This window comes from Amycolatopsis sp. NPDC001319 (assembly GCF_042896185.1).
GTDB lineage: Bacteria > Actinomycetota > Actinomycetes > Mycobacteriales > Pseudonocardiaceae > Amycolatopsis.
The window spans coordinates 402,312-428,746 of the sequence record NZ_JBIAWY010000006.1; the positions used below are offsets into that span (position 1 = coordinate 402,312).

Consider the following 26,435-nt stretch of genomic DNA (forward strand, 5'->3'; position numbering starts at 1 on the left):
ACGAGGTCAGGACGTGATGGTCGGCAGCTCGGGCGCCGAGACGTCGTAGACCTTGCCCTTCTGCGTGAGCAGGGCGGCCAGGACCTTCGCCTTGCGGTCGGTCTTGCCGGCGTCGCCCCAGCGGACGGTCTTGCCGTCGGTGAGGGTGAACTGGACGCTGGCCGGGGTCTGCGCCGTGGCCGTGGTGACCTGCTTGAGCAGCGCCTGCGGGATCACGCCGAGCACCGCGGTCACCGCACGCGTCACCGGGTCGTCGGCCGAGACCTTCGGCAGCTTCAGCTCCGGCAGGCCCGCCGGACGGGCCTTCACGGTCTTGAACACGACCCCGCCGCCGTCGACGAGGTGCACCCCGTCGCCGCCCGGGCCGCTGTCGAAGAACGCGATGGCCGTGCGCTCGGTCACCGAGATCTCCACGGTGTTGGGCCACGAACGCGACACGTCCACGGTCGCGACGCCCGGCATCTCCGCCACGCGGTCCCGGATCCCGTCGACGTCGACGAGCACCATCGGTTTGTCGACCGGCACGGCGGCGATGGCCCGGATCTGCTCCGCCGACACCGTTTTCGCACCCTGCACCGTCACGTCCTTCACCCCGAGCATCGAGCTGAAGAACACCAGGTACCCCAGCGCGACGAGCGTGACGACCACGAGCAGCGCGACCCAGCGGCGCCGGATCTCCTTCTTCCGCGTCGGACGCGCACGCAGGCTCTCCGCGCGAGCCGCCCGGCCCGAGCGTGGCGCCGACGAGCGGCTCGAGCGGGTGCGGCGGCGCTCCTCTTCCGAGCGCCGCCCCCGCCGGGCGCGGGCCAGGGCAGCGCGATCCCGCTCGTCCTCTTCGGACGAGGACGGATTGCGGCGCTCCCTGGTCGACGTCATGCGCCCGCGGTCCTCCGGTCGAGCTCGGCCAGGATCTCCGGGCCCAGCTGCGTCACGTCACCCGCGCCCATGGTCACCACGAGGTCACCCGGCTTCACGAGGTCGGCCACCAGCTTCGCCGCGACGTCGAACGCGGGCTGGTAGTGCACCGGGCTCGTCACGCGGTCGGCGATCAGCGCACCCGTCACACCCGGCACCGGCTCCTCGCGAGCGCCGTACACGTCGAGCACCACGACCTCGTCGGCCAGCGAGAGCGCTTCGGCGAACTCCGCCGCGAACGTCTGCGTGCGCGAGTACAGGTGCGGCTGGAACACCACCAGCACCCGGCCGAGCCCCGCCGCCGTGCGCACGGCCTTGAGCTGCGCGGCCACCTCGGTCGGGTGGTGGGCGTAGTCGTCGTAGACGCGGACGTCGCCGGAGCGGCCCTTGAACTCGAAGCGGCGGCGCACCCCGCCGAACGCGGCGAGTCCCTCGGCCAGGCCGGCGACGGGCGCGCCCAGCTCGAGCCCGGCCAGCAGGGCCGCGACCGCGTTGAGCGCCATGTGCTCGCCCGGCACGGCCACGCGCAGGTCGAGCTCCTCGCCGTCGAGCGCCAGGCGCACCTGGCCGCCGTCCGGGGCGGGCTTGTAGTCGAGCACGCGCACGTCGCCCTCGCCGGTGGCGGTGCGGCCGTAGCGGCGCACGCGCACGCCCTCGGCGGCCGCCTCGTCGCCCAGCTTCGCGGCACCCGGGTCGTCGGCGCACACCACGAGCAGGCCGCCCGGCTGCAGGCGCCCGACGAACTCCGTGAACACCTTCACGTAGGCCTCGGCGGTGCCGTGGTGGTCCAGGTGGTCGGGCTCGACGTTGGTGACCACGGCGACCGACGGCGAGTACGTGAGGAACGAGCCGTCGCTCTCGTCGGCCTCCGCGATGAAAACGCCGCCCTCGCCGTGGTGCGCGTTGGCACCCGACTCGTTGAGGTCGCCGCCGATCGCGAACGACGGGTCGAGCCGGCAGTGCTGCAGCGCCACGGTGAGCATCGACGTGGTCGAGGTCTTGCCGTGCGTGCCGGCGATACAGGCCACGCGGTGGCCCTCCATCAGCCCGGCGAGCGCCTGCGCGCGGTGCAGCACGGGGATGTTGCGCGCACGGGCCGCGGCCAGCTCCGGGTTGGACTCCTTGATCGCAGTGGACACCACGACGGCCGACGGGGCTTCGGCGAGCGCGTCGAGGTTCTCCGCACGCTGGCCCACGAACAGCTCGGCGCCCTGGGCGCGCAGCGACAGCAGCGCGCGCGACTCCTTGGCGTCCGAACCGGACACGGCCGCCCCGCGGGCGAGCAGGATCCGGGCGATGCCGGACATGCCGGCCCCGCCGATGCCGATCAGGTGCGCGCGGCGCAGTTCTTCGGGCAACTCAGGCACCTGCGGCCTCCAGCACGATCTTGGCGAGCGTCTCGTCGGCCTCGCGGTGTCCCATCCCCACGGCGGCCTCGCTCATCTTCGCGACGCGCGCGGCGTCGGTGACCAGCGGCACCACCAGCTCGGCCACCTTGGCCGGGGTGAGCTCCCCGTCGGGCACCAGGAAGGCGGCACCCGCGTCGACGGCGGGCTGGGCGTTCACGGCCTGCTCGCCGTTGCCGTGCGGCAGCGGCACGAACACCGCCGGCAGCCCGACGGCCGACACCTCGGCCGCCGTCATCGCGCCCGAACGGCACAGCACCACGTCGGCGGCGGCGTAGGCGAGGTCCATGCGCTCCAGGTAGGGCACCGGCACGTACGCCGGCTTGCCCGGGAACTCCTGCACCACCAGGGTGTTCTTCGGGCCGTGGGCGTGCAGCACGCCGACGCCGGCCTCGGCCAGCTCCTTCGCGGCACCGGACACGGCGCTGTTGATCGACTGCGCGCCCTGGGAGCCGCCGAACACCAGCAGCGTCGGGGCGTCCGGGTCGAGGTCGAAGAACTTGCGGGCCTCGGCGCGCAGCGCGGCGCGGTCGAGCGACGTGATCGACCGGCGCAGCGGGATCCCGACGACCTCGGCCTTCGGCAGCGGCGTGCCCGGCACGGCCACGGCGACGCGCGCGGCGAAGCGGGCGCCCACCTTGTTGGCCAGGCCCGGCGACTTGTTGGCCTCGTGGACCACGATCGGCGTGCGGCCCCGCGCGGCGAGGTACGCGGGCAGCGCGACGTAGCCGCCGAAACCCACCACCACGTCGGCGCCGACGCGCTCCAGCACGTCGCGGGTCCGGCGCACGGAGTCGCGGACCTTCAGCGGGAGCCGCAGCAGCTCCGGGGTCGGCTTGCGCGGCAACGGCACCGGCGGGATCAGCTCCAGCGGGTAACCGCGAGCCGGTACGAGCTTGTTCTCCAGGCCGCGCGCCGTGCCCAGCGCGATCACCTTCGCGTCGGGGCGCAGCCGCATGACGGCGTCGGCCAGGGCGAGGGCGGGTTCGATGTGTCCTGCGGTGCCACCTCCGGCGACGACCACCACGGGCACCTTGCCCGAGGGGGATCGCTCGGCTCCCTTGACGGGGTTACTCACCAATGACCTCTCCGGTTCGCGGTACCCCTGGCACCGCGGTTCGCTGTTGTCCGCGCCGCGTTCGTCCGTGCGGCAGTGCTGCGCCGCGTCGGCTGCCGGACCGACCTGCGGCGCTCCTGCGCCGGTGCGGGCCGGGCCGCGCGTGGCGCCGGCCGGGCCGCCTTGGCCCCCGAACCGGTCCCCCGCCCGGCCAGTCCCCTGCGGGTGGTCGTGGGCGGGCGGTACGGGTCGGGCGCGGGCAGCCTCAGCAGGCGTCCGAATTTACCCGGGCCCTGCGAACGCAGTGCGGCCACCGCCTCCGGTTCGTGCCGGGCGGCGTTGGCGAGCACCCCCATGATGAGCATCGTGATGAGCAGCGACGTGCCGCCGTACGAGATCAGCGGCAGCGTGACACCGGTTACGGGCAGCAGGCCCACGACGTAGCCGATGTTGATGGCGGCCTGCGCGACCAGGAACATCGTGAGCGTGCCGGCCACGATCCGGATCCACGGGTCGATGTTGCGCGTCGCGATCCGCAGCCCCACCACGGCCACAAGAGCGAACAGGGCGAGCACCACGGCGCAGCCCACGAAGCCGAGCTCCTCGCCGACGAGGGCGAAGATGAAGTCGTTCTGCACGTTCGGCAGGTAGCCCCAGTTGGAGGCACCCTGGCCGAGACCCTTGCCGAACAGGCCGCCGTCGGCGAGCGCGAGCTTGGCCTGGTTGGCCTGGTAGCCGGCCGAGCTGAGATCGGTGTCCGGTGAAAGGAACGACAGCACCCGGGTGAGCCGGTACGGCGCGATGATCGCCAGCACCAGGACACCGGCGAGACCACCCGCCAGGATCACTCCGAACAGCCGCTTCGGCGCGCCGGCGAACCACAGCAGCGCCAGCAGCACCACGGCGAGCGTGATCGTGCCGCCCAGGTCGGGCTGCAGCATGACCAGGGCGAACATCACGAGCGCGACCGGCACGACCGGCACGAGCAGGTGGCGCCACTGGTGGATCACGTTGTACTTGATCACCAGGATGTGCGCGCCCCAGAACGCCAGCGCGACCTTCGCGGCCTCAACCGGCTGGAACGTGAACACGCCCAGCTTGAACCAGCCCTGCGAGCCGTTCACCGTCGAGCCCAGCGGCGTGAGTACCAGCATCAGCAGGCCGAGGCAGATCACGACCATGGTCGCCGACATGCGCCGGATGCGTTCGAGCTTGATCCGCAGGCCGACCCAGAACACGACCGAGCCGATCGCCACGAACAGGACCTGCCGGTAGAACAGCGAGTACACGCTGCTGCCGGTGCTCGGGTCGTAGGAGGCGACCGACGACGCGGACAGCACCATGACGACACCGATCACGGTGAGCACCCCGGTCAGGGCCAGCACCAGGTGGAACGACGCCAGTGGCCGCGAGAGCCACGCCGTGAGCGCCGTCCGGAACGCCACGAACGGGCTTACCTTGCGCTCCCGCCGTGGCCGCTCGGGCCGATCCTGGGTCCGCTTCTCGTCAACTACCGTCATTCGCCGCCCCCGCCGCACCGCCCGCGAGGACACGCACCGCCGCGACGAACGCGTCGCCGCGCTCGCCGTAGTTGCGGAACATGTCCAACGAGGCGGCGGCGGGCGCGAGCAGCACCACGTCACCAGGGTGAGCCATCGCGCTGGCCGCATCCACCGCCGCAGTCATGGGTTCATGGTCACCCGGACGGAGGCGGTTCACCGGGACATCCGGCGCGTGTCGCGCAACAGCGGCTGCGATCACGGGTGAATCCACGCCGAGTAGCACAACTCCGCGCAGCCGGCCAGCGATCGAGGCCACGAGTTCGTCGACCGCGGCGCCCTTGAGCTGGCCCCCGGCGATCCACACGATGCTCTCGTGGGCCCGCAGCGAGCCGCTCGCGGCGTGCGGGTTGGTGGCCTTCGAGTCGTTCACGTAGCGCACGCCGCCGATCTCGGCGACCTCCTGCGCGCGGTGCGGCGCCGGCTGGTACTCGCGCAGGCCCTTGAGCACGGCCTCGGTCGACACGCCGTGGGCGCGCGCGAGCGCGGCGGCCGCCAGTGCGTTGGCGACGTTGTGCGGTCCGGCCGGGCGGACGTCGGCGATCGTCGCCAGCTCTTCCGCGCTCGTGGCGGGATCGGCGACGAACGCGCGGTCCACCAGCAGGTCCTCGACCAGGCCCAGCTCGCCGGCGTGCGGCGTGTCCAGGCGGAACCCGACGCGGCGGGCGCTCTCGGGCGCGTGCTCCTCGGCGAGACGGGTGGACCACTCGTCGTCGGCGTTGTGCACGACCACGCGCGAGCGTTCGTGGGCCCGGCCCTTCGCGGCGCCGTACTCCGCCATCGAGCCGTGCCAGTCGATGTGGTCCTCGGCGAGGTTGAGCACCACCGACGCGTCGGGCGCGAGCGTCGAGGACCAGTGCAGCTGGAAGCTGGAGAGCTCCACGGCGAGCACGGCGTGACCGGCCCGCACGGCGTCGAGCACCGCATAACCGACGTTCCCGCAGGCCACGGCGTCGACCCCGCCCGCGCGCAGCATCGACTCGAGCATGCCGACGGTGGTGGTCTTGCCGTTGGTGCCGGTGATCACCAGCCACGACGGCGGCCGCTCACGCAGCTGCCCGATGCGCCAGGCCAGCTCGACGTCGCCGATCACCTCGACACCGGCCGCGGCCGCGGCGGCCAGCAGCGGCGACGTGGGCCGCCAGCCCGGGCTCGTCACCACGAGCACGGTGCCCGGCGGCGGTTCGCTCAGACCCGGCACCAGCTCGGCGCCGAGGCCGGCCAGCTCTTCCAGCCGCTCGGCGTTCCCGTCGGTGACCGTCACGTGAGCGCCCAGCTCCCGCAGGACCGGCACCACCGACTTCCCGGTGACGCCGGCGCCCGCCACGAGCACGTTCTTGCCTTCGAGCAGGAGCTCCCTGTCGGTCAAGACCTAGCTCCCGACGCCCAGCTGTTCGCTGTAGAACAGCCCCAGTCCGAACATGCAGCAGATGGCCGAGAGCAGCCAGAACCGGATGATCACCGTGGTTTCCGCCCACCCGGCGAGCTCGAAGTGGTGGTGGAAGGGCGCCATCCGGAACAGCCTTCGCCGGGTCGTGCGGAAGACCGCGATCTGGGTGACCACCGAGATCATCTCGACCATGAACAGGCCACCGATCACGATCGCGAGCAGCTCCGTGCGGGTGGTCATCGACAGACCGGCCACGAGCCCGCCGAGCGCCAGCGAACCGGTGTCGCCCATGAAGATCTTGGCGGGCGCGGCGTTCCACCACAGGAAGCCGACGCACGCGCCGGTCGCCGCCGCGGCGACCACCGCGAGGTCCAGCGGGTCGCGCACGTCGTAGCAGGCGGTCGTGGGCCCGTCGGCGCACGAGAGGCGGGCCTGCCAGAAGGAGATGACCACGTAGGTGGCCAGCACCATCGCGGCGGCGCCGCCGGCCAGGCCGTCGAGGCCGTCGGTGAAGTTCACCGCGTTCGACCAGCCGGAGATGACCACGTAACAGAAGATCACGAACACGATCCACGGGAACGTGATCAGCGCCAGGTCACGCACGTAGGAGAGGCTCTGCGACGCGGGCGTGAGGCCGTGCTCGTCGGCGAACTGCAGCGACAGCACCGCGAACAGGATCGTGACCACGAGCTGGCCGACCAGCTTCGCGGTCTTGTTCAGGCCGAGGTTGCGCTGCTTGCGGATCTTGATGAAGTCGTCGAGGAACCCGACGATGCCGAGCCCCACGGCCAGCATGAGCACCAGCAGGCCGGACGCCGAGGGCGCCGAGCTGTGGGAGTTGCCGAGCCAGCTGATCAGGTGTGCGACGAAGTAGCCGACGACCATCGCGATGATGATCGCGACGCCACCCATCGTCGGGGTGCCGCGCTTCGACTTGTGGCCCTGGGGCCCTTCTTCGCGGATCTCCTGCCCGAAGCCCTGCCGGGAGAAGACCCGGATCAGGTAGGGCGTGAGCAGGATGGAGACCAGCAGACCCGCCGCGGCCGCGATCAGGATGTTGATCACGCGTGACCACCGTTCGAGCGTTCAGAGGACGGGGAGAGGGAAACGGATTGTGCAGCGTCTTCGGAGTCTTCGGAGTTCTCGGAGTCTTCCGAGGGGGCGAGCAACGCCTCGGCCACGTGCCACAGGCCGGCGGCGTTGGAGGCCTTGACCAGCACCACGTCTCCGGGACGGAGCTGATCATGCAGCAGGGCCACGGCGGCGTCGCCATCGGGTACCAGCACCGACTCCTCGTTCCAGGAGCCCTCCTGCGAGGCCCCCTGGTGCATCGGCGCGGCCTCGTCACCGACGACCACGAGCTTGTCGATGTTGAGGCGCACCACGAGGCGGCCGATGGAGTCGTGCTCGGTCACGGAGTCGGCGCCGAGCTCGCCCATCACGCCGAGCACCGCCCACGCGCGACGGCCGGTCCGGCGCATCGACGCGAGGGCCTTCAGCGCGGCTCGCACTGATTCGGGGTTGGCGTTGTACGCGTCGTTGAGGACGGTGACGCCGTCGGCGCGCGTGGTCACCGCCATGCGGTGGGCCGAGCGGCGTTCGAGGGCGGACAGCCGCTGCGCGACCTCGGCCGGCGTCGCGCCGAGCTCCAGCGCGATCGCGGCGGCCGAGAGCGCGTTGCCGACGTGGTGCTCGCCGTGCAGCGGCAGCGTCACCGGCGCCTCGCCGTCGGGGGTGATCAGCCGGAACGACGCACAGGCCTCGGCGTCGAGCGTGATGTCGGCGGCGCGGACCTGCGCGGACGCGGTCTCGCCGACGCCGACCACGCGGGCGCTGGTGCGGCTCGCCATGGCGGCCACCAGCGGGTCGTCGAGGTTCAGCACGGCGACGCCGCCCGCTTCGGCACTCGGCAGCGCCTCCACGAGCTCGCCCTTGGCCTTCGCGATGGCTTCGCGCGAGCCGAACTCGCCGACGTGCGCGCTGCCGACGTTGAGCACGGCGCCGATGCGCGGCGGCGTGATCGCGGCCGCGTCGGCGATGTGCCCCGTCCCGCGCGCGGACATCTCCAGCACCAGGTACTTCGTGTCGTGGTCGGCGCGCAGCGCGGTCCACGGGTGGCCGAGCTCGCTGTTGAACGACCCGGGCGGCGCGACCGTGGGGCCCATCGGCTCCAGCAGCTGCGCGATGACATCCTTGGTCGAGGTCTTGCCCGACGAGCCGGTCAGCGCCACGACCGTGAGGCCTTCGGCGGCGAGCCGGCCGACGACGTGGCCGGCCAGCTTCGCGAGCGCGGCCAGCACGGCGGCGCCGGAGCCGTCGGTGTCGCCGGCCAGCGCGACCGAACGCTCGTGGGCCTGGCCCTCGGGCAGCGGCGGCACCACGATCGCGGGCGCGTCGACCTCGCGGCCGGCCAGCACCGCGACGGCGCCGGCCGCCACGGCCTTCGCGGCGAAGTCGTGCCCGTCCACGCGCTCGCCGGGCAGGGCGACGAAGAGGCCACCGGGACCGATCTTGCGCGTGTCGAACTCGACACTCCCCGTGACGGCCGACGAGCCGTCGGCTCCGTGCAGCCGGCCGCCGACCACGTCGGCGATCTCGGCCAGGCTGAGCTCGATCACGCACTCACCTCGAGATGCTTGCGAATGGCGGCCTCGAGCTCGTCGCGGTCGGAGAACGGGTGCACGACACCCTGGACCTCCTGGCCGGTCTCGTGGCCCTTGCCGGCGATGAAGACGATGTCGCCCGTGCGAGCGAGCGACACGGCGTGGGCGATGGCCTCGCGGCGGTCGCCGATCTCCACGATCTCGCCGCCGTGGGACGGCCCGACGCCCCGCGCACCGGCGAGCATCGCGGCGCGGATCATTGCCGGGTCCTCGGACCGCGGGTTGTCGTCGGTCACGATCAGCACGTCGCTGCGGCGCACGGCTTCCTCGCCCATCATCGGGCGCTTGGCCGTGTCGCGGTCGCCGCCGCAGCCGAGCACCGTGACGATGCGGCCGTCGGTGCGGGCGCGCAGCGCGTCGAGCCCCTGCGCGACGGCCGCTGGCTTGTGCGCGTAGTCGACGACGGCGGTGAAGTCCTGGCCCAGGTACACCCGCTCCATCCGGCCCGGCACCTCCACGGCGCCGAGACCCGCGACGATGGCCGCCGGGTCCACGCCGGCGCTGCCCAGGATCGCGGCGGCGAGCACGGCGTTGGCCACGTTGAACGTGCCCGGCAGCGGGATCTTCGCGGCGAGCGTGAGCCCGTCCGGGCCGTGCAGGGTGAAGGTCTGCTCCCCCGCCGCCGTGGGCTCGATGTCGGAGGCGCGCCACGCGGCGTCGACGCCCTGCTCGATCGACACGGTCACCGTCTGCGGCGTGAGCAGAGCCCGCCCCCACGCGGTGTCCACGACCACGACCTCGGTGGTCGAGCGGCCGTCGAACAGCAGCGACTTGGCGGCGAAGTACTCCTCCATGTCGTGGTGGAAGTCGAGGTGGTCCTGCGAGAGGTTCGTGAACGCGCCGACCGCGAAGCGCGTGCCGTTGACGCGGCCGAGCGACAGCGCGTGACTCGAGACCTCCATCGGCACGTGGGTCACGCCGCGCTCCAGCATCACCGCGAGCAGCGCCTGCAGGTCCGGCGCCTCCGGCGTGGTGAAGCCGCTGACCAGGCGTTCGCCCGCGATGCGCGTCTCGACCGTGCCGATCAGGCCCGTGGTGAGGCCGGCGGCGCGCAGCCCGGAGTCGACGAGGTAGGAGGTGGTGGTCTTGCCCGACGTGCCGGTGACCCCCAGCACGGACAGGTGCAGCGACGGCTCCCCGTAGATCCACGCGGCCATCTCGCCGAGCGCGGCACGCGGGTCGGGGTGCACGAGGATCGGGATGCCGGCGTCGCGCAACGCGGGGCGCTCGGCGCCCTCGGCGTCGGTGAGCACCGCCGCCGCGCCGGCGGCCACGGCCTGGTCGCTGAAGTCGGCGCCGTGGGCGCGCGCACCGGGCAGGCCGGCGAACAGGTCGCCTGGCAGCACGTGCTGCGCACGCAGCGTGGTCCCGGTGACGGTGAGGTCGGCGGCCTCGGGGCTCTCGGCGATCAGCCGGGCGCCCGCGCGGGCGAGGAGGGTGGCCAGCGGGACCGGGTCGATCCGGGCCGGGCGGGGCGGGGCGGCGACCGCCTTCACCGGGCTTTCCGGCAGCGACGACGCAGCCGGCCCGCTCTGGGGCTTGGACGAGGACACGGACACGCCCGAGAGGTTACCGAGAGCGCGATCGGGTGACCCAAGGCGGTACGGCGAACGCGCCGGCGTGCACCGGGTGTGCTATGCGGCGCGCGAAACGTCGTTGCGGGGCAAGCGTTTCCGCCCGCCGCCACCAGCCGATGTGGACTATCGCAGGCGGAAACACACGGGAAAGGGCCGCCTCGCGAGACGCGAAGCGGCCCTCGGCCGAGTGTTGCAAAGACATTCCGGTCGTGTCCCGGGAACGTCGCGGGCGCGTCACGGGATGATGAGCGGGACCTCCGGCGACGGACCGTCGGACAGCGGAATCTGGTAGCGCTGCGTAAGGTACGAGGCGATGGAGTGGAACAGCGGGCCCGCCGAATGCCCGGCCGGCAGCGTGGTGTCGGGCGCGTCGAGGCGGATGCCGACGACGAACCGCGGGTGGTCGGCGGGCAGGATCCCGGCGAAGGTGATGTTGGCCAGGCTCTGGCTGTAGGCCTTCGTGCGCGGGTCGACCTGCTGGCCGGTGCCCGTCTTGCCCGAGATCTGGTAGCCCTCCAGCGCGGCCGACGGCGCCGTGCCCGCGTTGGGGCTCTTGGCGTTCTGCACCACCGCGCGCAGCATGTCGCGCACCGTCGTCGCGGTCTGCGGGCTGACCACCTGCACCGGCTTCGGCGCCGGCTCGGGCACGACCGTGCCGTCCGGGTTCTTCTTCGCCTTCACGATCCGCGGCGGCACGCGCAGGCCGTTGTTGGCGATCGCCTGGTACATCCCGGCCATCTGGACCACGGTCATCGACAGGCCCTGGCCGATCGGCAGGTTGCCGAACGTACTGGCCGACCACTGGCTGCGCGGCGGCACGTAACCCGGGCTCTCACCGGGCAGGCCGAGGCCGGTGCGCTGGCCGATGCCGAACTTCTTCAGCAGGTCCGAGTAGCGGTCCGGGCCGATCTTCTGCGCCAGCTCCAGCGTGCCGACGTTGGAGGACTTGGCGAAGATGCCGGTGGTGGTGAAGTTCTGCGTGCCGTGCACCCAAGCGTCGTGCACCGTGCGGTCGGCGATCTTGATCTCGCCCGGGACCGCGATCGTCGACTGCGGCGTGGCGATGCCCTCGTCGATGGCCGCGGTGGCGGTGACGATCTTGTTCACCGAGCCCGGTTCGTACGGTGTGGTCACCGCGCGGTCGTTGAGCAGTTCGTCCTGGAAGGTCGACTGGTCGTTCGGGTTGAACGTCTTGTCGTCGGCCAGCGCGTAGATCTCGCCGGTCCGCGAGTCCATGATCACGGCCTGGCCGCCCTTGGCGTGCGACTGCGCGACGTAGTCGCTCAGCTGCCGCTGCAGCTCGTACTGCAGATCCGAGTCGATGGTCAGTTCGAGGTCCGAACCGGGGATCGCCGCCTGCAGCACGTGCTCGGAGCCCGGCAGGTACAGGTTGTCGTTGCCGTTCTGGGTGTTCACGATCTCGCGGCCCGGCGTGCCCGCCAGGTCGTTGTCGCGCGACTGCTCCAGCCCGACCACGCCGTGGAGGTTGTGCTTGGACACGTCGGGGTCCTCCATGCGCCAGTTGGCGAGGCCGACGATGTTCGACGCGAGCGTGTCGCCCGGGTACTCGCGCATGGCGCGGTTCTCGACGCCGATCCACGCGAACTGCTTGACGATGTCGGCGGCCACGGAGGGCTCGACGTTGTCCACGAGGTAGGTGAACGACTGCGGCTTGTTCAGCTTCGTCAGCAGTTCCTGCTCGGTCGTCAGGTTGGGCACCTTCGCGGCGATGTACTTGGCCGCGCGGGTGACCTCGGATTCGAAGGTGACGCCCTTGGCGGGGTTCTTCTTCGCGTAGTCGTCCATCGTCTTGTGCAGCACGCGCAGGTTCACCGACAGCGTGCGGGTTTCCACGCTGAAGGCGAGCTTGTTGCCATTGCGGTCCACAATGGACCCGCGCTGCGCGGGGATGTCGATGGTGAGGCTGCGCTGCCGCTCGGCCGCGGCCGAGAGCGTGGGCGCTTCGAACCACTGCACCTGCACGAGCTTCACGCCCGCGATGACCATGAGCGCCACCAGCAGGATGCGCACGGCCGAGAAGCGGCTGCGCTGCCCGCCGTTGCCGCGCTTGGCCACCGCGCGGCGCGTGCCCGCGGCGTACGTGCGCCGGGCGCTGCCCGCGGCGCGCGCCCGGCTCGCCCCCGAAGCCACCATCACTGCCCCGCCGGGGTGGCCGGCAGGTCGCCCTCGATGCCGCCCTCCTGCTGACCGGAGGCGGGCTGCCCGGCCGGCGCGCCCGGCTGCTGCGGCGGCGTCTCGGCCGTCGAGCCGGCGGCGGGCTGGGCCTTCGTCGGCTCGCCGACGACGGTGGTCTTGCCGTCCGGCCCCACGACGATGCGGGCCGGGTCGCCGCCGGGCACCATGCCCAGCTGCTTCGCGGCCGGCGCCAGCGACGCGGGCGACTGCGCCTTCGCGACGTCACGCTCGAGCCGGTCCTTCGCCTCGGCCAGGCTCGCGTTGGTCGTGCGCAGCTGCTCGAGGCGGTAGGAGTCGGCGATGGCCTGGGTGGTCAGCCACAGCGTCGAGGCGACGCCGACGGCCAGCAGCCCCATCATGACCAGCACGAACGAGGCGCGCGAACGCGGCCAGCGCAGCAGCAGGCGCTTCTGCTTCGGCTTGGCCTCGGTCTCGGTGCGTTGAAGCTGGGGCTTCTTCGGCTCGCGCTGCTGCAGCAGGTCGGCCCGCTGCGCGCGGCGCGCGTACGCCCGCTCGGCGGCCGTGGTGCGGCCGCGCGAGGACCGGCGCGGCGTGGTTTCCGGCTGCGCGGTGGTGCGGCCGGTGGTCTGCGGTTCCTGCTCGACCGTGGTCCCCGCTTGCGCGCTCCGGCGCGTCGCCGGCGCGCCGGAGCGGCGGCGGGACTTCGTGGGTGCGGTCATCGCGGCTCTCCGATCCTCTGTGCTGCCCGCAGCCGCACGGAGGCGGCCCTGGGGTTGTGCTCGATCTCGCCTTCGCCTGCCTTCTCGGCTCCTCGGGTCAGGAGTTTCAGCTCGGGGCCGTGCCCGGGCAGTTCGACCGGGAGCCCCTCCGGGGTCCGCGACTTCGCGAGCTCCGCGAACGCCTGCTTCACCAGGCGGTCTTCGAGCGACTGGTAGGACTCCACGACGATGCGGCCGTCCATGGCGAGCGCCGAGAGCGCGGCCGGCATCGCCCGTCGCAGCACTTCCAGCTCGCCGTTGACCTCGATCCGCAGTGCCTGGAACGTGCGCTTGGCCGGGTGCCCGCCGGTGCGGCGGCTCGCGGCGGGCACGGCGTCGTAGAGCAGTTCGACGAGCCGCGCGCTGCGCGTGAACGGTTCCTTCTCGCGCGCGGCGACGACGGCTTTGACGATCCGCTGCGCGAAGCGCTCTTCGCCGTAGTCGCGCAGGATCCGGATCAGCTCGCCCGGCGCGTAGGTGTTGAGCACGTCGGCGGCGGTGAAGCCGGTGGTCGGGTCCATCCGCATGTCGAGCGGGGAGTCCTTCGAGTACGCGAAGCCGCGTTCGGCGCGGTCCAGCTGCATCGAGGACACGCCGAGGTCGAAGAGGATGCCGTCCACACGGGACAGTCCGAGGCTCTCGATGGCTTCGGGGAGTCCGTCGTAGACGGTGTGGACGAGGTCGACGCGGTCACCGTGCCGCGCGAGCCGCTCGGCCGAGCGCTCGAGCGCGGCGGGGTCGCGGTCCAGCGCGACGAGCCGCAGGCGCGGGAAGGCTTCGAGCAGTGCGTCGGAGTGGCCGCCGAGGCCGACGGTCGCGTCGACCAGCACCGCGTCGCGGTCGGCGAAGGCGGGGGTGAACAGTTCGACGATGCGGTCCAGCAGCACCGGAACGTGCTCGTGCTCGGTCGCCATGCCCCTCCCCCTTCCGCGCTCCGTACTCCCGGGGAAGATGCGGCGGATGCCGTCAGGTCCCTGCCCGCCCGCGGTCCGACCTGGCACCGGGGAAGGTGCGCCAGGGCCAAAGAGCGGACAGAGGCCTCACGGCATCCGCGGGGACGTTTCCGGTTCCACGATCCCGGCGGACCCGCGTCCCCCGACGACGCAGGTGCTCCGGTGCCCGTGTCCCCTAGAAGACGCCCGGTAGAACTTCCTCTCGAGCCTTCGCGTAGCTGTCCTCGTGTTCGTCCAGGTAGCCCTGCCACGCCTGGGCGTCCCAGATCTCCAGCCTGGTGATCGCGCCGATCACCACGCACTCCTTGTTCAGCCCGGCGTAGCGCCGGAGCTCGGACGCGATGGTGATGCGCCCCTGCCCGTCCGGGCGTTGTTCGTCCGTTCCGGCGAACAGGTAACGCTGGTAGGCCCGAACCGCCTCGTTCGTGAACGGGGCTTCGGCGACCTTCCGTGCCATCTGCTCGAACTCGGCGCGGGGGAAGACGAAGAGGCAGTGGTCCTGCCCCTTGGTGACCATCAGCCCGCCGGCCAAGGCGTCGCGGAACTTCGCGGGCAGCGCGAGCCGCCCTTTGTCGTCCAGCTTCGGGGTGTGAGTGCCGAGGAACACCGGCCCCCACCTCCCTACCGGCCCCGGCTGGCGAACCACCCGGCTCCGGCCACGGGGCTCCCTTCCGCCCCACTGGTCACCACCGTACCCCACTTTTCACCACAGTCAACGCGACTTGCTCCCCGTTAACTCCGTCGTGTCACGCGTTTACGCAGGTCAGCGCTGTGGGGCCTGGTGGGGGCCGCGTGGGGGCCGTGGTCAAGATCCCCCGCGCCGGGGTCCCGGAGCAACCCGGACCGGCTGCCGAACGTCCGCTGAACGGCAGCGTGAAGACCAGGAACCCCCTGGGTGGGGCCCGGTGGGGAACCCGGGTGGGGGCCGGTGGGGATCGCGGTGGGGTGAGGTGGGGGCGCTGGTGGGGAACGGTGGTGCCGCGCGTGGGGTGTGGTGGAGAGACCGGTGGGGCCGACGGTGGCGCGCTGTGGGGAATCGGGGGAACGTCTGGTCGCCGGGCGCCCGCAGTCATCGGGCGCTGGGGTAGGGGCGGATCAGGACCTGGGGCGCGGCGGCAGCCGGTGTCGACTTGTTCCCATTCGCAGACGCCGTGGGTGCTCAGTCACGAGGCGCGCAACCGCTGGGCGCTAGCCGATCAGGCCCGCGGCCGAGGGCAGCCGCGGTCTGGCGCCTGAGCACCCGGCCACGAGCCGACTCGATCACCAGGAACGGGCGCAGGGTTTGGCCTGGCGCAGAGCGGCAGCCGCACTCGGGTCGTACCCGTGGGCGGCGTCGCGCGCGCCCGGCCACGAGGCGTCAGCCGCGGGACACGGCCGCGCAAGCCGAACAGGCCGGAGCAGGAGCCGGACCTAGACATCGAGCCGATCAGGTCCGCGACCGAGCAGCCGCTGCGGTCCAGTCATGGCCGTGGGCCCTCGCCGCGGCGCCCGATCGCGAGGCGGCCCAACCACCGCACCCGGGCCTCCGAGCCGATCAGGCCTGCGGCAGTGCCGCAGCGGCGGTGCGCTCGTGGCCGTGGGCCGGTGTCGCGTGAGGTTGGAGGGCGTAGACGACCCAGCCGACGAGGGAGAGGCCCGCCCAGCTGATCGCGCGGTAGATCAGCACGGTGGCAGCGGCCGGGGCGGCGGGGACGCCCGCGGCGACGAGCACGCCGAGCAGTCCGGCTTCGGCGAGGCCGGCGCCGCCGGGGAGGATCTGGAGGGCGATGCTGGCCTGGACGACCAGGAAGCCCACGGCGAGGACGTCCCAGCGGATGTGGGTGCCCGTGCCTTCGGCGCTGGCGATGAGGGCGAAGAAGTCGAACCCCCAGCTGGCGAGCGCGAGGACCAGCAGGACGCTCCAGCGGGTGCCGCCGGGGCGCAGCCGTGCGACGCGTTCCGAGAGCTGGAGCGCGGCGGCGTCGGCTTTCTCGAGCCAGGTCTTGCGGCAGGTGGTGCACGTGCCCGGGGTGCGGCCGAAGACCCGCAGCAGTGAGGTGAGCCCGCGTTGCAGGACGGTCGGGTGCGTCAGCAGCGCCCACACCCCCGCGGAGCCCGCCGCGACCACGATGGCTGCGGGCACGGCCAGCCGGAACGGCACCCGGCCGGCCCAGGCCAGGGCGAGAAAGCCGAGGACGATGAGCAGCACGGTGGTGATCACGCCGGCGAGCAGGACCGCCCAGGCCGACAGGGCACTGTCGACGCCGCGTCGGCGCAGCTGGTTGATCGCGTACGCGAGCGAGCCGGCCCCGCCCACCACGGGCACCGTGGTCGAGACGGCGTTCTGCGCGAAGGTGATGCCCTGCACGGCCGAGGGCGGCACGTGCGCTCCCCCGACCAGCAGCAGCTGGCGGTGCACTTCGCCGTAGACGGCCAGCGCCGCGAGCCCGGCGAGCCCGGCCGCCACGACCCAGCCCCACTGGATGCGGTCGAGCTGTGCGAACTCCCTGGCCAGCTCGGGCACACGCCACACGAGGTACCCGAGCGCGGCGGCCACGACGGCCCAGTGGAGCACCGGCCGCCAGGGCAGCCGACGGCGCGCCGCCGCGCGGTGCTCGACCGCTCCGGACTCCGTGTCCGCCATCTCGAGGCTCGTCACGCCGGCCTCCTCCCACACTGTTTCTCAATGGCGACAACCCCAGTGTGCGGCCGAGCATTCCGCCCACCGCGGCGTGAAGTATCACGCCACGAATGGGGGTCAGCGGGATTGACCGGCCCCGACCGGCTGCCGTGCGGCCGGCAACCGGCCGACGAGGTGGTCGGCCGCCACCAGCCCGGCCCCCGCCAGAGCGAACGCCGCCACCGGCCCGAGCGGCACCACGCACCACGCGGTGACCACGGCGAACACCAGCGTCCCGGGCAGCGAGCGCAAAGCGGAACGCACCAGGGTTTCGGCGGCGGCGAAGCCGGACCCGCCGTGGGTGGTCGGGGTGAGGATCGCCAGGACGACCGGAGTGCAGGCGAGCACGCCGGCCAGGTGCGGGCCGAGCATCCTCGACAGGACGGCCAGCGCCGTCACGACGGCCGCAGCGGCCGCGACGCGCACGGGCAGCTCCCAGCGTGGAGCCGGGCCGACGACGTCGATCGGCGGCGCCGGCGGCCAGGTCACCAGCCCGGTGAGCACGACGGCGCCGGTCACCGCCGCCGCGACCCACGGCGACCCCACCTCGGCCACCAGCGACAACGCCCCGGCGGCGACGGCCAGCGCCACCGTGGCCGCGACGGCCGGGCGCCGCACCCGGCGGGCGACCCGGCCATAGCCGAGGCAGAAAGCCGCCACCACCAGCTGGCCGGCGATCATCCCGCGCGCCGCGTCGGCCACGGTGGCTGCACCGTCACGCGCCAGGAGGACGAGCAGGAACGGAAAGGTCGTCGTCGGGAAGCCCGCGAGCCGGCCGCCGAGCCGCGGCCCGTAGCGGCGCTGGACGACGGTCACGAGCAGGACGCTGAACACGGGCAACAGGGGCGGTAGCAGGACATCCATGCCCGGAACGGTTCCAGGATGTCCGCCGAAGGTGGCTCGGAAATCACGGGCTGCGTCGGCTATTCACCGAGTTTTCCTCGGCACTCGCCCGACCTCGCCGAGTTCTGCACAATCACGCCTGTGGACGCCATCGACCGCTCACTCGTCCGGCTCCTCGAAGAGGACGGCCGCCGCACCTACAACGAGCTCAGCGCCCAGGTGTGCCTTTCCGCCAACACCGTCGCGGACCGCGTGCGCCGCCTCCGCGCCGCCGGCGTCATCCGCGGCTTCCGCGCCGACCTGGACCCCGCCGCCCTCGGCCGCGGCCTGACCATGGTCAGCGACGTGCGCCTGCGCGAAGACGTCGACCGCACCCACTTCGAACGCGAACTGCACCGAGTCCCGCAGGTCGTGTCCGGCGCCCGCATGACCGGCGAGTACGACTACCAGCTCCGCCTCGCCTGCCTGGACCCCGCGGAGTTCGAAACGGTCGTCGACCGCCTCAAACGCGAACACGGCGTCCGCGAGCTGCGCAGCCGCCTGGTGCTCCACGAACTCGACGTCAGCGCGACCGGCCTGCTCGACCTCGCCTGAGCCGCCCGGCACAGCTTCCGCCGGGCCCACAGCACCTGACCCAGCTCGAACGAACCATGGCCGCGCAGCGGTCCCACGCCTCGGCCGGCGGCTGCAGCCGCCCGACTCGATGTCAGCGCGACCGGCTCGCTGAATCCGCGTGAGCTGTCGGCGCTCAGCCGAACAACGCCAGGGCCCGCTCTACCAACCGCGGCCCGGGACCGGTGACCAGCTCCGGCATCACTGCAGTGCATTGCACGTGGCCCCAGCTCGAACGCGCACCGATCGAACACCTCGGGCCGGCGAATGCACAGCCGCCCGGCTCGACGTCAGCGCGACCGCCCTGCTCGACCCCGCCTAAGCCGGCAGCTCAGCCGAACAGCGCCAGAACCCGCTCGACCAGCCGCGGCCCGTCGACCGGGGCGACGGTCACCCAGTCCTGCCCGCCGCGGCCGGCGGACACGCCGGCGGAGTAGGCGCCCGCGTCGGTGTCGAACCAGGTCAGGCCGCCGCGGCGGTCGATGCGGCCGCTGCTGGTGCGGGTGTAGGCGCCGAACTGGCCCGCGGCGAAGACCGGCCGGGCCTGGATCGCGGCGATCTCCTCGGCCTGGCGGGCCGTCGAAGCGGAAGCCGCGGACGAAGTCGAGTCCCATCCCGAGGCAGGCAGGCTGACGCCGAACCCGGGGCCCGGCGACAGCCGCGGCAGCACCTCGACGAGCGCCGAAACGAGCTCGCCCTCGCGGATTCCGCTGAGTCCCACCGTCCGTTCGGGCTGAACCGCGAGCACCCCGCTGCGGCCGCGCACGGCGGTCACGGCGCGGAACGGCGTGTCGGCGGTCATGTCCACCAGGGTTTCGCACGCGACGTAGCGCGAGCCGCTGTCGAGCAGCCGCAGCCGGTTCTCCAGCTCGGGGGCGAGCCGTCCGTCGAAGAGGCCGCGGCCGGTGAGGCCGCGGTAGACCTCGGCGCGCACGGCCGCGCGTTCGGCCTCGGTCGCGCCGACGCTGGGCACCGCCAGGGGCACCGGAACGGGGCCGAGCCCGAGGTCGTGCCACACCACGTCGAAGGCCGACGCGGAGAGCCGGATCAAGCCGGCCCCGCGCCGAGGGCCGGGGTGTCCGGGAACGCGACGCCCGGCACCAGCCCGTGCAGCGCGGTGTCGCGGGTTCGTACGACGTCGATCGCCTTCTGCCGCGCCGCTTCGGCTTCCGCGCGGCGCGCGTCCATCGCGAACGACAGCCCGGCGAGCTCCAGGACGTTGCCGCTCGCGGCGGCCGAGCGGATCATCGCCGCCGGGTCGAACTCGACCGGCGGCGGCATCTCGGCCCGCGCCCGCGCCGCCACGTCGGCCTGCCCCGCCACGGCGTCACCGACCACAGTGGACACCGCCGCGGACTCCCCCAGCCAGCCGGCCGCCCGCGCGAGCACCGCGCGCATCGCGTCGCCCGCTTCGCCTTCCCACGTCTCCTGGCTGGCCGCCGACAGCGCGGCCAGCGACGCGGTCGAATCCTCGAACTTGCGCGCGAGCTCGGTCCAGCGCGCCCCGGCCTGGCCGGCGGCGACGGGGTCGTTGTCCTGTTCGACCTGCGCGGCCAGCGCTTCGTGGCTGAAGGACTCGTAACGGGCCGTCGGCTCGGGCACGGCTGCGGACACGGCACACCTTCCGGTAAACGGGATCGGGAAAGCTCAGGGCAGCTTCGGCTCCACCAGCCCGGCGACGGTCGTCGCGCGGGAGCACGCAAGCGTGGTGTCGGAGAAGCTCGCGTTGCTCACGTCCACCTGCACGCTCGCGGAGTCGCCGACCCCCAGCAGCACGGCGCACGTGCCGGCCGCGGCCTTCTTGTCCGCCACCTGCAGCGCCTGGTGCGCGCCCACCTTCTTCTTGGTGCGCGTGCCGTGGGAGACGTCGAGGTTGGCGAGCCCGGCGGTCTCGTCGAGCGTGACCGTGACGCCGAACGTCGAGGGCACCGTCCAGTCGCACGCGCGCGCCTCGCCGATCGTCTTCGGCTTGCCCAGCTCGGTGAGCCCGGCGCTCGAGCGGTCGCTCGGCGAGAGCAGCGCGCACGGATCCAGCTCGGCCAGCGCCGGACGGGCCGAGCTCGACGGCGCGGGTTCCGGTCCGCCGTCGGCCGCGACCGCCTTCGGGGTCACGGGGCGCCCGCACGCGGCGAGCACGAGGAGGGCAGAGACCAGCAGCAGGAGCTTGCGCACGGGCTCAGCCACCGGCACAGTCCACGCCGTCGGCCGCGGCGTCGTCCTCACGCCGGTACTTTTTCAGCGCGCTCTCGATGCGTTCCTTGAGGTCTTCGATCTGCTTGCCGAACGCGGTCAGCTGCGCGACCGCCGACCCGTCGCGGCCGAAGCCGTACTGCGCCATGAACGCGCCGACCTCGCCGGCGTACCCGCTGCCCAGCGGCACCGAGCGGCCCAGCACGTTGGCTTCGCGGACCATCTCGCCCACCACGTCCTGCAGCTCGCCGAGCTTCGTGTAGGTGGCCGTCGCCAGCTCCGGCGCCACCGCGAACCGGCCGGAGCCGGATCCCGAGCTCGTCAGGCCCGGCACGTCGGGCAGCGGTGCGGCCCCCACCTCGCTCATGAGCGGTTACGCCTCTCCGTAGTCGAGCGACCTCGGTTTCGGAGCATACGTGAGAGCCCTCCGTCAGCGGGAGCACCCGAAAACGCGGCTCCGTACACCCGAACGGCGGACCGAGGGCATTACCGGAGAGTCATCGGCGGCCGTTCGCGGGGTTCCGGCGCCGAGTTCGCCCGAGTTTGACACACTGGATGGAACGCTGATCGCTGCGCGGACAGCGAGCGACCCGGCGGAGCCGGTGAAAGCCGCACAGGCATGCGCCACCAGGAGGACGAGTGACGTCGAGAATCCAGTCCGCCACCCCTGCCGGACCGCAGGGCGGCGGGGCCGGGCAGCCGCCCTACCCCTCGGCGGATGCCCCGAACGGGCGAGGCAACGGGTACGCCCCGAGAGTGTCCCTCGACGAGCTGCACGACACGGCCCGCCGGATCGCCGCCAACGTCGAACGCGTGCTGGTCGGGAAGCCCGACGTCATCCGGATCGCGCTGGTGACCCTCCTCGCCGAGGGTCACCTGCTCGTGGAGGACGTGCCGGGCGTCGGCAAGACCTCGCTGGCCAAGGCGCTCGCGCGGTCGATCGACTGCACCGTGAGCCGCGTGCAGTTCACGCCCGACCTGCTGCCGAGCGACGTCACCGGCGTGTCGATCTACAACCGCCAGACCGGCGAGTTCGAGTTCCGGCCCGGCCCGGTGTTCGCGAACATCGTGGTGGGCGACGAGATCAACCGCGCCTCGCCGAAGACGCAGTCGGCGCTGCTCGAGTGCATGGAAGAGCACCAGGTCACGGTCGACACGAGCACGTACCTGCTCGGCGCGCCGTTCATGGTGATCGCCACGCAGAACCCGATCGAGATGGAGGGCACCTACGCCCTGCCCGAGGCCCAGCGCGACCGCTTCACCGCGCGGGTGTCGATCGGCTACCCCGACCAGCAGGCCGAGCTGGCCATGGTCGACGAGCACGCGGGCCACAACCCGCTGGCCGAGCTTTCGGCGGTGTCCGACGGCGCGACCGTGCAGCGCCTCATCGAGACCGTGCGCGCGGTGCACATCGCGCCGGAGGTCCGGCGCTACGCCGTGGACCTGGTGTCGGCGACCCGGCAGGTGCCGGAGATCCGGCTGGGCGCCTCCCCGCGCGCGACGCTGCACCTGGTCCGTGCCGCGCGGGCTCAGGCGGCGCTGTCGGGCCGCGAGTACGTGGTGCCGGACGACCTGCACACGGTCGCCGTGCCCGTGCTGGCGCACCGGCTCGTGCTCACCACCGAGGCGCACGCCGCCCGCCGCTCGGCGACCGACGTGGTCCGCGCTGTTCTGCACCGCGTCCCCGTCCCCCAGGGCTCCACCGGCACCCGCTGACCGGCGATCCCCTTACGCGAATCCGAGAACCGCATGCTGCGCGCACTCTCCGGCCTCACCACCCGCGGCCGCTGCCTCCTGGCCGCGGGGATCGCCGCGGCCGTGTGCTCGCTGGTGCTCAACGAGCGTGACCTGCTGCGTGTCGCCATCTTCGTGGTGGCGCTGCCGCTGCTGGTCGCCGCGTTCATCTCGGCGACCCGGCTCCGACTCGGTGCCACGCGGGCGCTGCGGCCGGAGCGTGTGGCCGTCGGCGCGAGCGGCGAGGTGCACCTCGAGCTGTGGCGCAGCGGCCGGCTCCCGGGCGGCGAGGTGCTGCTCGAGGACGGCGTGCCGTACGCGCTGGGCTCGAAGCCGCGGTTCGTGGTCGAGCGGCTGCCGCACGACCGCCGGGTGCTGCTGCGCTACCCGCTGCAGCCGTTGCTGCGCGGGATCCAGCAGGTGGGGCCGCTGCGCGCGACGATCACCGACCCGTTCGGGCTGTGCGAGTTCGAACGCGAGCTGATCGGGCACTCCCGGCTCGTGGTGGTGCCGCGCGTCGTCGGGCTGTGGGGCCTGCCGGGCGGCGCCGGCGTCGGCGCGGGCGACGACGGCACGGTCCGCCTGCACGCCGGGCAGGGTGAGCCCGATGTGATCGTGCGCCACTACCGCACCGGCGACGACATGCGGAAGGTCCACTGGCGCTCCACCGCGCGCCGCGACGAGGTCATGGTGCGCGTCGAAGAACGGCCGTGGCGGGGCGGCACGACCGTGCTGGTCGACCACCGCGCCGCCGCCCACCACGGCACGGGTCCCACGGCGAGCCTCGAGTGGGCGGTGTCGTTCGCCGCTTCCGTGGCGCTGCACCTGCGCCGCTCCGGCCACCGCGTCCGACTGGTCACCGAACACGGCATCACGCTCGCCGACACCCCGGGTGAAGGCGGCGAAGGCTACGACAACGTGGTGCTCGACGCGCTGGCCGGGCTGCAGCCCGCGCACCAGCGCGACGTGACGCTCGGGCACGACCCGGCCGAAGGACAGGAGCTCATCGCGGTGCTCGGCACGGTCAGCGCGGAGTCGGTGCACGAGCTGGCCCGCTACCGCCCGCGCGGCGTCCGCAGCCTCGCGGTGCTGCTGGACACGCCGAGCTGGGCCGGGTCCGGATCGTCCGACCACCAGGCCGCGGCCACGAAGGACGCCGCCGAGCTGCTGCGCGCGAACGGCTGGGGCGTCGTGGTCGCCGGCCCGCAGACGCCGATGCCGCAGGCGTGGGCCGAGCTGTGCCGCACGGGTGCCCACCGCGGCGCCCTGATCGGCGGTGCGCGATGACCACGACGGCACCCCGTCCGCCCGTTTCCCAGGCTCCCCCGCCGATCCCCCACACGCCGACCCCGCAGCCGGCCGCCCAGCCGCCGGTGTGGTCGAGCGGAATCCTGCCGCCCGTCGCCGCCGGCATCGCGACGCTGTGCGCGGCCACGTCGCTGACCGGCGTGGTCTCCGGGTGGGCGTGGTTCGGCTACTTGTTCGTGGCGGTCATCCTGATCGCGTCGACCGGCCTGGCGCTGCGCTCACTGCGCGCGCCGACGGTGCTCGTCGGTCTGGGCCAGCTCCTGGTGCTGCTGTTCCTGGTCACGGGCGCGTTCACCACGCAAGGCATCCTCAAGATCATCCCCGGCCCCACGGCGTTCGGCGAGCTGCAGGCGACGCTCGCGGCGTCGGCCGAGCAGATCCGCACCGGGCTGCCGCCGGTCGAGGGCACGCAGCCGATCCTGTGCCTGGTGACGATCGCGATCGGGCTGGTCGCGGTGCTCGTCGACACGCTCGCGGTGGCCGCCGCGGCGCCGGCGGCGACTGGTCTGGTCCTGCTGTGCGTGTACGCGGTGCCCGCTGCGCTGTCCGACGAAATGCTGCCGTGGTGGACGTTCCTGCTCGGCGCGGCCGCGTTCGCGTGCCTGCTCGCCCTCGACGGCAACCACCGGCACCGGCGCTGGCGCAACCGTGAGGCGCCCGGTTCGGGCGGGCGCGCGCGCGTGATGCAGGCGCCCGTGGCCGTGGTCAGCGCGGCGATCGTGCTCGGTCTGCTCGGCGGCGGGATCACGTGGGTGGGCACCGTCGGGAAGATCCCGTTCGGCGCCGGCTCCGGCGCGGGCGGCGACGGCAGCGGCGGGTTCGGCGTCGCGCCGTTCACGCAGCTGCGCGGCCTGCTCGACCAGGGTCAGAACACCGAGCTGTTCCAGGTCCGCGGCCTCGGCAACGACCGCCGGTACCTGCGGGCGTTCACGCTCGACACGTATACGCCGAACCAGGGCTGGGGCCTGCGCGGCGGCGGCCAGGCGCAGACGGGTGTGCTCGCCAACAGCACTCTGCCCGCCGCGCCCGGCGACGACGGCACCGGCGTGTCGCGGCAGATCCAGATCCAGCCCACGCAGTGGGTGGACAATTGGCTGCCCGTCTACGGTGCGCCGCGCGCGCTGCGCGGGCTTTCGCCGCAGTGGCTGTACGACCGGGTCAGCGGCGCCGTGTTCACCACGAAGAGCGAGTCCGCGCCGACGTACACCGAGGTGGCGTCGCTGAAGGAACCGACGGCTGCCGAGCTGCGCGCGGCCGACCCGAAGTCCGACGAGGTCCCGGCGTTCTACTCGCAGATCGGCCGCGTGGACCCGCGGGTGGTCGCGAAGACGAACCAGCTCATCGCCGGCAAGACCGACAACTTCGACAAGGCCACCGCGCTGTGGCAGTTCTTCAGCGCGCAGAACGGTTTCGTGTACGACACGAAGACCGCGGACGCCACCGACGCCGACGCGCTGGCCGACTTCATCCTCAACGGCAAGCGCGGCTACTGCGAGCAGTACGCGTCGGCGATGGCCGTGATGCTGCGCGTCGCCCACATCCCCGCGCGGGTGGCCATCGGCTTCACGCCGGGCGTGCCGAAGGGCGACTACCAGTCGATCAGCTCGCAGGACGCGCACGCGTGGGTCGAGGCGTACTTCGGCGACAAGGGCTGGGTCAGCTTCGACCCGACGCCGCTCGCCGACGGCCGCGGCATCGTCCCGTCGTACCTGCAGCAGAAGAACTCCAACGCCCAGCAGCCCGACGCCACCGACGACCTGCCCACCGCGCCGCACTCCAGCGCCCCGACGGCGGACTCGCCGCTCGACAAGGGCCAGAACGAGGCCACCCCGGCCACCACGGCCACGCCCGAATCGCACGACGGCTGGCTCGCGATCCTCGCCGCCGTGCTCGCGGTCCTGGGCGCCGCGGCGGTGGTCACGGCGTACGTCCTGCGGCGGCGGCCGCCCGCCCCGGGTGCGGCGACTCCGGATCTGCCGCCCGGGGCCGTACCCGACGGCGACGTCCTCGTCCACGCGCCCGCTCCCCCGGCCGCGCGGACCAGCCAGGCCGCCCTGTGGCTGCCGCTGGCGGGCGGCGTGCTCCTCGTTGCGGCGCTGGGATTCCTGGCCGGCCTCGTGGCTTGGTGGTTCGCCGTGATCGTCGTGCTGCTCCTGGTCGGGCTCGGCGGCCCGGCCGCGCTGCGCGACTTCGCCCGCCGCCGGCGGCTACAGGCGATCGTCACCCACGCCCCCGGCTCCGCCGACGCGGCGTGGCGCGAGCTCAAGGCCGAGTGCGCCGACCGTGGCCTGCCCCTGGCCGACAGCGACACGGTCCGCGTGGCCGGCCAGAAGATCGCCGAGCGCCACCACCTCGACGACTCCGGCCGCGACAGCCTGCGCACGGTGATCGGCGCCGTCGAGCGCACCTGGTACAGCGGCGCGACCACGGCTGATCCGGAGCTGGCCCCGGCCTTCGACCGCCTCCGCCACAGCCTGCGCACCACGGCCCCGCTGTCCTTGCGCGGGCGGCTGTTCCCGAAGTCGATCCTGCGGCGCCGCTCCTGACCCACGTGGTTCCCCGGCCCCGGCTCGCTCTGGCGACCGGGGCCGGCGCTTGTCCTGGGTGGGTCGGCCGGGGCCGGACGAACCGGGCCGCAGCACGCGCGGCGGGGC

Annotated in this window: 22 protein-coding genes; 4 read left to right on the forward strand and 18 right to left on the reverse strand. The window is 73.0% G+C overall.

Annotation, left to right across the window (positions count from 1 at the left end):
• Positions 1-6: 6 nt before the first annotated feature.
• The 14 genes from ACFY1H_RS25315 to ACFY1H_RS25380 form a co-directional block, all read right to left on the reverse strand.
• Complete coding sequence (locus tag ACFY1H_RS25315) at positions 7-876, reverse strand: cell division protein FtsQ/DivIB (RefSeq protein WP_386950124.1); 870 nt, start codon at positions 874-876, stop codon at positions 7-9.
• Positions 873-2,282, reverse strand: a complete 1,410-nt coding sequence (murC, locus tag ACFY1H_RS25320; protein ID WP_366582171.1) for a UDP-N-acetylmuramate--L-alanine ligase — start codon at positions 2,280-2,282, stop codon at positions 873-875. Before murC ends, ACFY1H_RS25315 begins: the two co-directional genes overlap by 4 nt.
• Entirely contained in the window at positions 2,275-3,399 is a 1,125-nt protein-coding gene (murG, locus tag ACFY1H_RS25325; protein WP_366582172.1) for an undecaprenyldiphospho-muramoylpentapeptide beta-N-acetylglucosaminyltransferase, read from the reverse strand. Before murG ends, murC begins: the two co-directional genes overlap by 8 nt.
• Complete coding sequence (ftsW, locus tag ACFY1H_RS25330) at positions 3,396-4,898, reverse strand: putative lipid II flippase FtsW (protein WP_366582173.1); 1,503 nt, start codon at positions 4,896-4,898, stop codon at positions 3,396-3,398. The genes murG and ftsW overlap by 4 nt, the downstream gene beginning before the upstream one ends.
• On the reverse strand, positions 4,885-6,288 hold the full coding sequence (gene murD / locus ACFY1H_RS25335; RefSeq protein ID WP_386950529.1) for a UDP-N-acetylmuramoyl-L-alanine--D-glutamate ligase: 1,404 nt from the start codon (positions 6,286-6,288) through the stop codon (positions 4,885-4,887). Before murD ends, ftsW begins: the two co-directional genes overlap by 14 nt.
• Positions 6,289-6,309: 21 nt before the next feature.
• Complete coding sequence (mraY, locus tag ACFY1H_RS25340) at positions 6,310-7,392, reverse strand: phospho-N-acetylmuramoyl-pentapeptide-transferase (RefSeq protein WP_364052315.1); 1,083 nt, start codon at positions 7,390-7,392, stop codon at positions 6,310-6,312.
• On the reverse strand, positions 7,389-8,945 hold the full coding sequence (gene murF / locus ACFY1H_RS25345; protein ID WP_386950131.1) for a UDP-N-acetylmuramoyl-tripeptide--D-alanyl-D-alanine ligase: 1,557 nt from the start codon (positions 8,943-8,945) through the stop codon (positions 7,389-7,391). Before murF ends, mraY begins: the two co-directional genes overlap by 4 nt.
• The gene (locus ACFY1H_RS25350; RefSeq protein ID WP_386950532.1) at positions 8,942-10,486 is read right to left on the reverse strand and encodes a UDP-N-acetylmuramoyl-L-alanyl-D-glutamate--2,6-diaminopimelate ligase; all 1,545 of its coding nucleotides are present in this window, start codon (positions 10,484-10,486) and stop codon (positions 8,942-8,944) included. The genes murF and ACFY1H_RS25350 overlap by 4 nt, the downstream gene beginning before the upstream one ends.
• A 315-nt stretch (positions 10,487-10,801) precedes the next feature.
• Positions 10,802-12,721, reverse strand: a complete 1,920-nt coding sequence (locus ACFY1H_RS25355) for a penicillin-binding protein 2 (protein WP_366582176.1) — start codon at positions 12,719-12,721, stop codon at positions 10,802-10,804.
• Positions 12,721-13,443: a hypothetical protein gene (locus ACFY1H_RS25360; RefSeq protein WP_366582177.1), complete on the reverse strand. Its 723-nt coding sequence runs from the start codon at positions 13,441-13,443 to the stop codon at positions 12,721-12,723. Before ACFY1H_RS25360 ends, ACFY1H_RS25355 begins: the two co-directional genes overlap by 1 nt.
• Complete coding sequence (gene rsmH, locus ACFY1H_RS25365) at positions 13,440-14,396, reverse strand: 16S rRNA (cytosine(1402)-N(4))-methyltransferase RsmH (protein WP_366582178.1); 957 nt, start codon at positions 14,394-14,396, stop codon at positions 13,440-13,442. The genes ACFY1H_RS25360 and rsmH overlap by 4 nt, the downstream gene beginning before the upstream one ends.
• Before the next feature lie 214 nt (positions 14,397-14,610).
• The gene (gene mraZ / locus ACFY1H_RS25370; RefSeq protein ID WP_285965701.1) at positions 14,611-15,042 is read right to left on the reverse strand and encodes a division/cell wall cluster transcriptional repressor MraZ; all 432 of its coding nucleotides are present in this window, start codon (positions 15,040-15,042) and stop codon (positions 14,611-14,613) included.
• A 927-nt stretch (positions 15,043-15,969) separates the two neighbouring features.
• Positions 15,970-17,073: a lysylphosphatidylglycerol synthase transmembrane domain-containing protein gene (locus ACFY1H_RS25375; protein WP_366582179.1), complete on the reverse strand. Its 1,104-nt coding sequence runs from the start codon at positions 17,071-17,073 to the stop codon at positions 15,970-15,972.
• A gap of 99 nt (positions 17,074-17,172) precedes the next feature.
• Positions 17,173-17,958, reverse strand: a complete 786-nt coding sequence (locus tag ACFY1H_RS25380; RefSeq protein ID WP_366582180.1) for a hypothetical protein — start codon at positions 17,956-17,958, stop codon at positions 17,173-17,175.
• 18 nt (positions 17,959-17,976) lie between these two features.
• On the opposite strand from ACFY1H_RS25380, the gene ACFY1H_RS25385 reads away from it, so the two are divergent.
• A complete protein-coding gene (locus ACFY1H_RS25385; protein ID WP_386950137.1) occupies positions 17,977-18,531 on the forward strand; it encodes an Lrp/AsnC family transcriptional regulator in 555 nt (184 codons plus the stop codon).
• Between the two features lie 349 nt (positions 18,532-18,880).
• Here the strand turns inward: ACFY1H_RS25385 and ACFY1H_RS25390 are convergent, their stop codons facing one another.
• From ACFY1H_RS25390 to ACFY1H_RS25405, 4 genes are read right to left on the reverse strand one after another with little or no spacing between them, the layout of a single operon-like run.
• Positions 18,881-19,600 (reverse strand): ESX secretion-associated protein EspG, encoded by a 720-nt coding sequence (locus tag ACFY1H_RS25390; protein WP_386950140.1) that lies wholly within the window; start codon positions 19,598-19,600, stop codon positions 18,881-18,883.
• Positions 19,597-20,163, reverse strand: coding sequence for a PPE domain-containing protein (locus ACFY1H_RS25395; protein WP_366582183.1), 567 nt, complete (start codon positions 20,161-20,163; stop codon positions 19,597-19,599). Before ACFY1H_RS25395 ends, ACFY1H_RS25390 begins: the two co-directional genes overlap by 4 nt.
• 33 nt (positions 20,164-20,196) lie before the next feature.
• Positions 20,197-20,733 (reverse strand): DUF3558 family protein, encoded by a 537-nt coding sequence (locus ACFY1H_RS25400; RefSeq protein ID WP_386950144.1) that lies wholly within the window; start codon positions 20,731-20,733, stop codon positions 20,197-20,199.
• Positions 20,726-21,106 carry a hypothetical protein gene (locus tag ACFY1H_RS25405; protein WP_366582184.1) on the reverse strand — a complete coding sequence of 127 codons (381 nt, stop codon included), beginning with the start codon at positions 21,104-21,106 and terminating at the stop codon, positions 20,726-20,728. Before ACFY1H_RS25405 ends, ACFY1H_RS25400 begins: the two co-directional genes overlap by 8 nt.
• A 389-nt stretch (positions 21,107-21,495) precedes the next feature.
• On the opposite strand from ACFY1H_RS25405, the gene ACFY1H_RS25410 reads away from it, so the two are divergent.
• Genes ACFY1H_RS25410 through ACFY1H_RS25420 form a run of 3 tightly spaced genes read left to right on the forward strand, consistent with a single transcriptional unit; the run spans position 21,496 to position 26,327 of the window.
• Positions 21,496-22,455 carry a MoxR family ATPase gene (locus ACFY1H_RS25410; RefSeq protein ID WP_366582185.1) on the forward strand — a complete coding sequence of 320 codons (960 nt, stop codon included), beginning with the start codon at positions 21,496-21,498 and terminating at the stop codon, positions 22,453-22,455.
• Between the two features lie 33 nt (positions 22,456-22,488).
• Entirely contained in the window at positions 22,489-23,760 is a 1,272-nt protein-coding gene (locus ACFY1H_RS25415) for a DUF58 domain-containing protein (protein WP_386950149.1), read from the forward strand.
• Positions 23,757-26,327: a DUF3488 and transglutaminase-like domain-containing protein gene (locus tag ACFY1H_RS25420; protein ID WP_366582187.1), complete on the forward strand. Its 2,571-nt coding sequence runs from the start codon at positions 23,757-23,759 to the stop codon at positions 26,325-26,327. Before ACFY1H_RS25415 ends, ACFY1H_RS25420 begins: the two co-directional genes overlap by 4 nt.
• Positions 26,328-26,435: the final 108 nt, after the last annotated feature.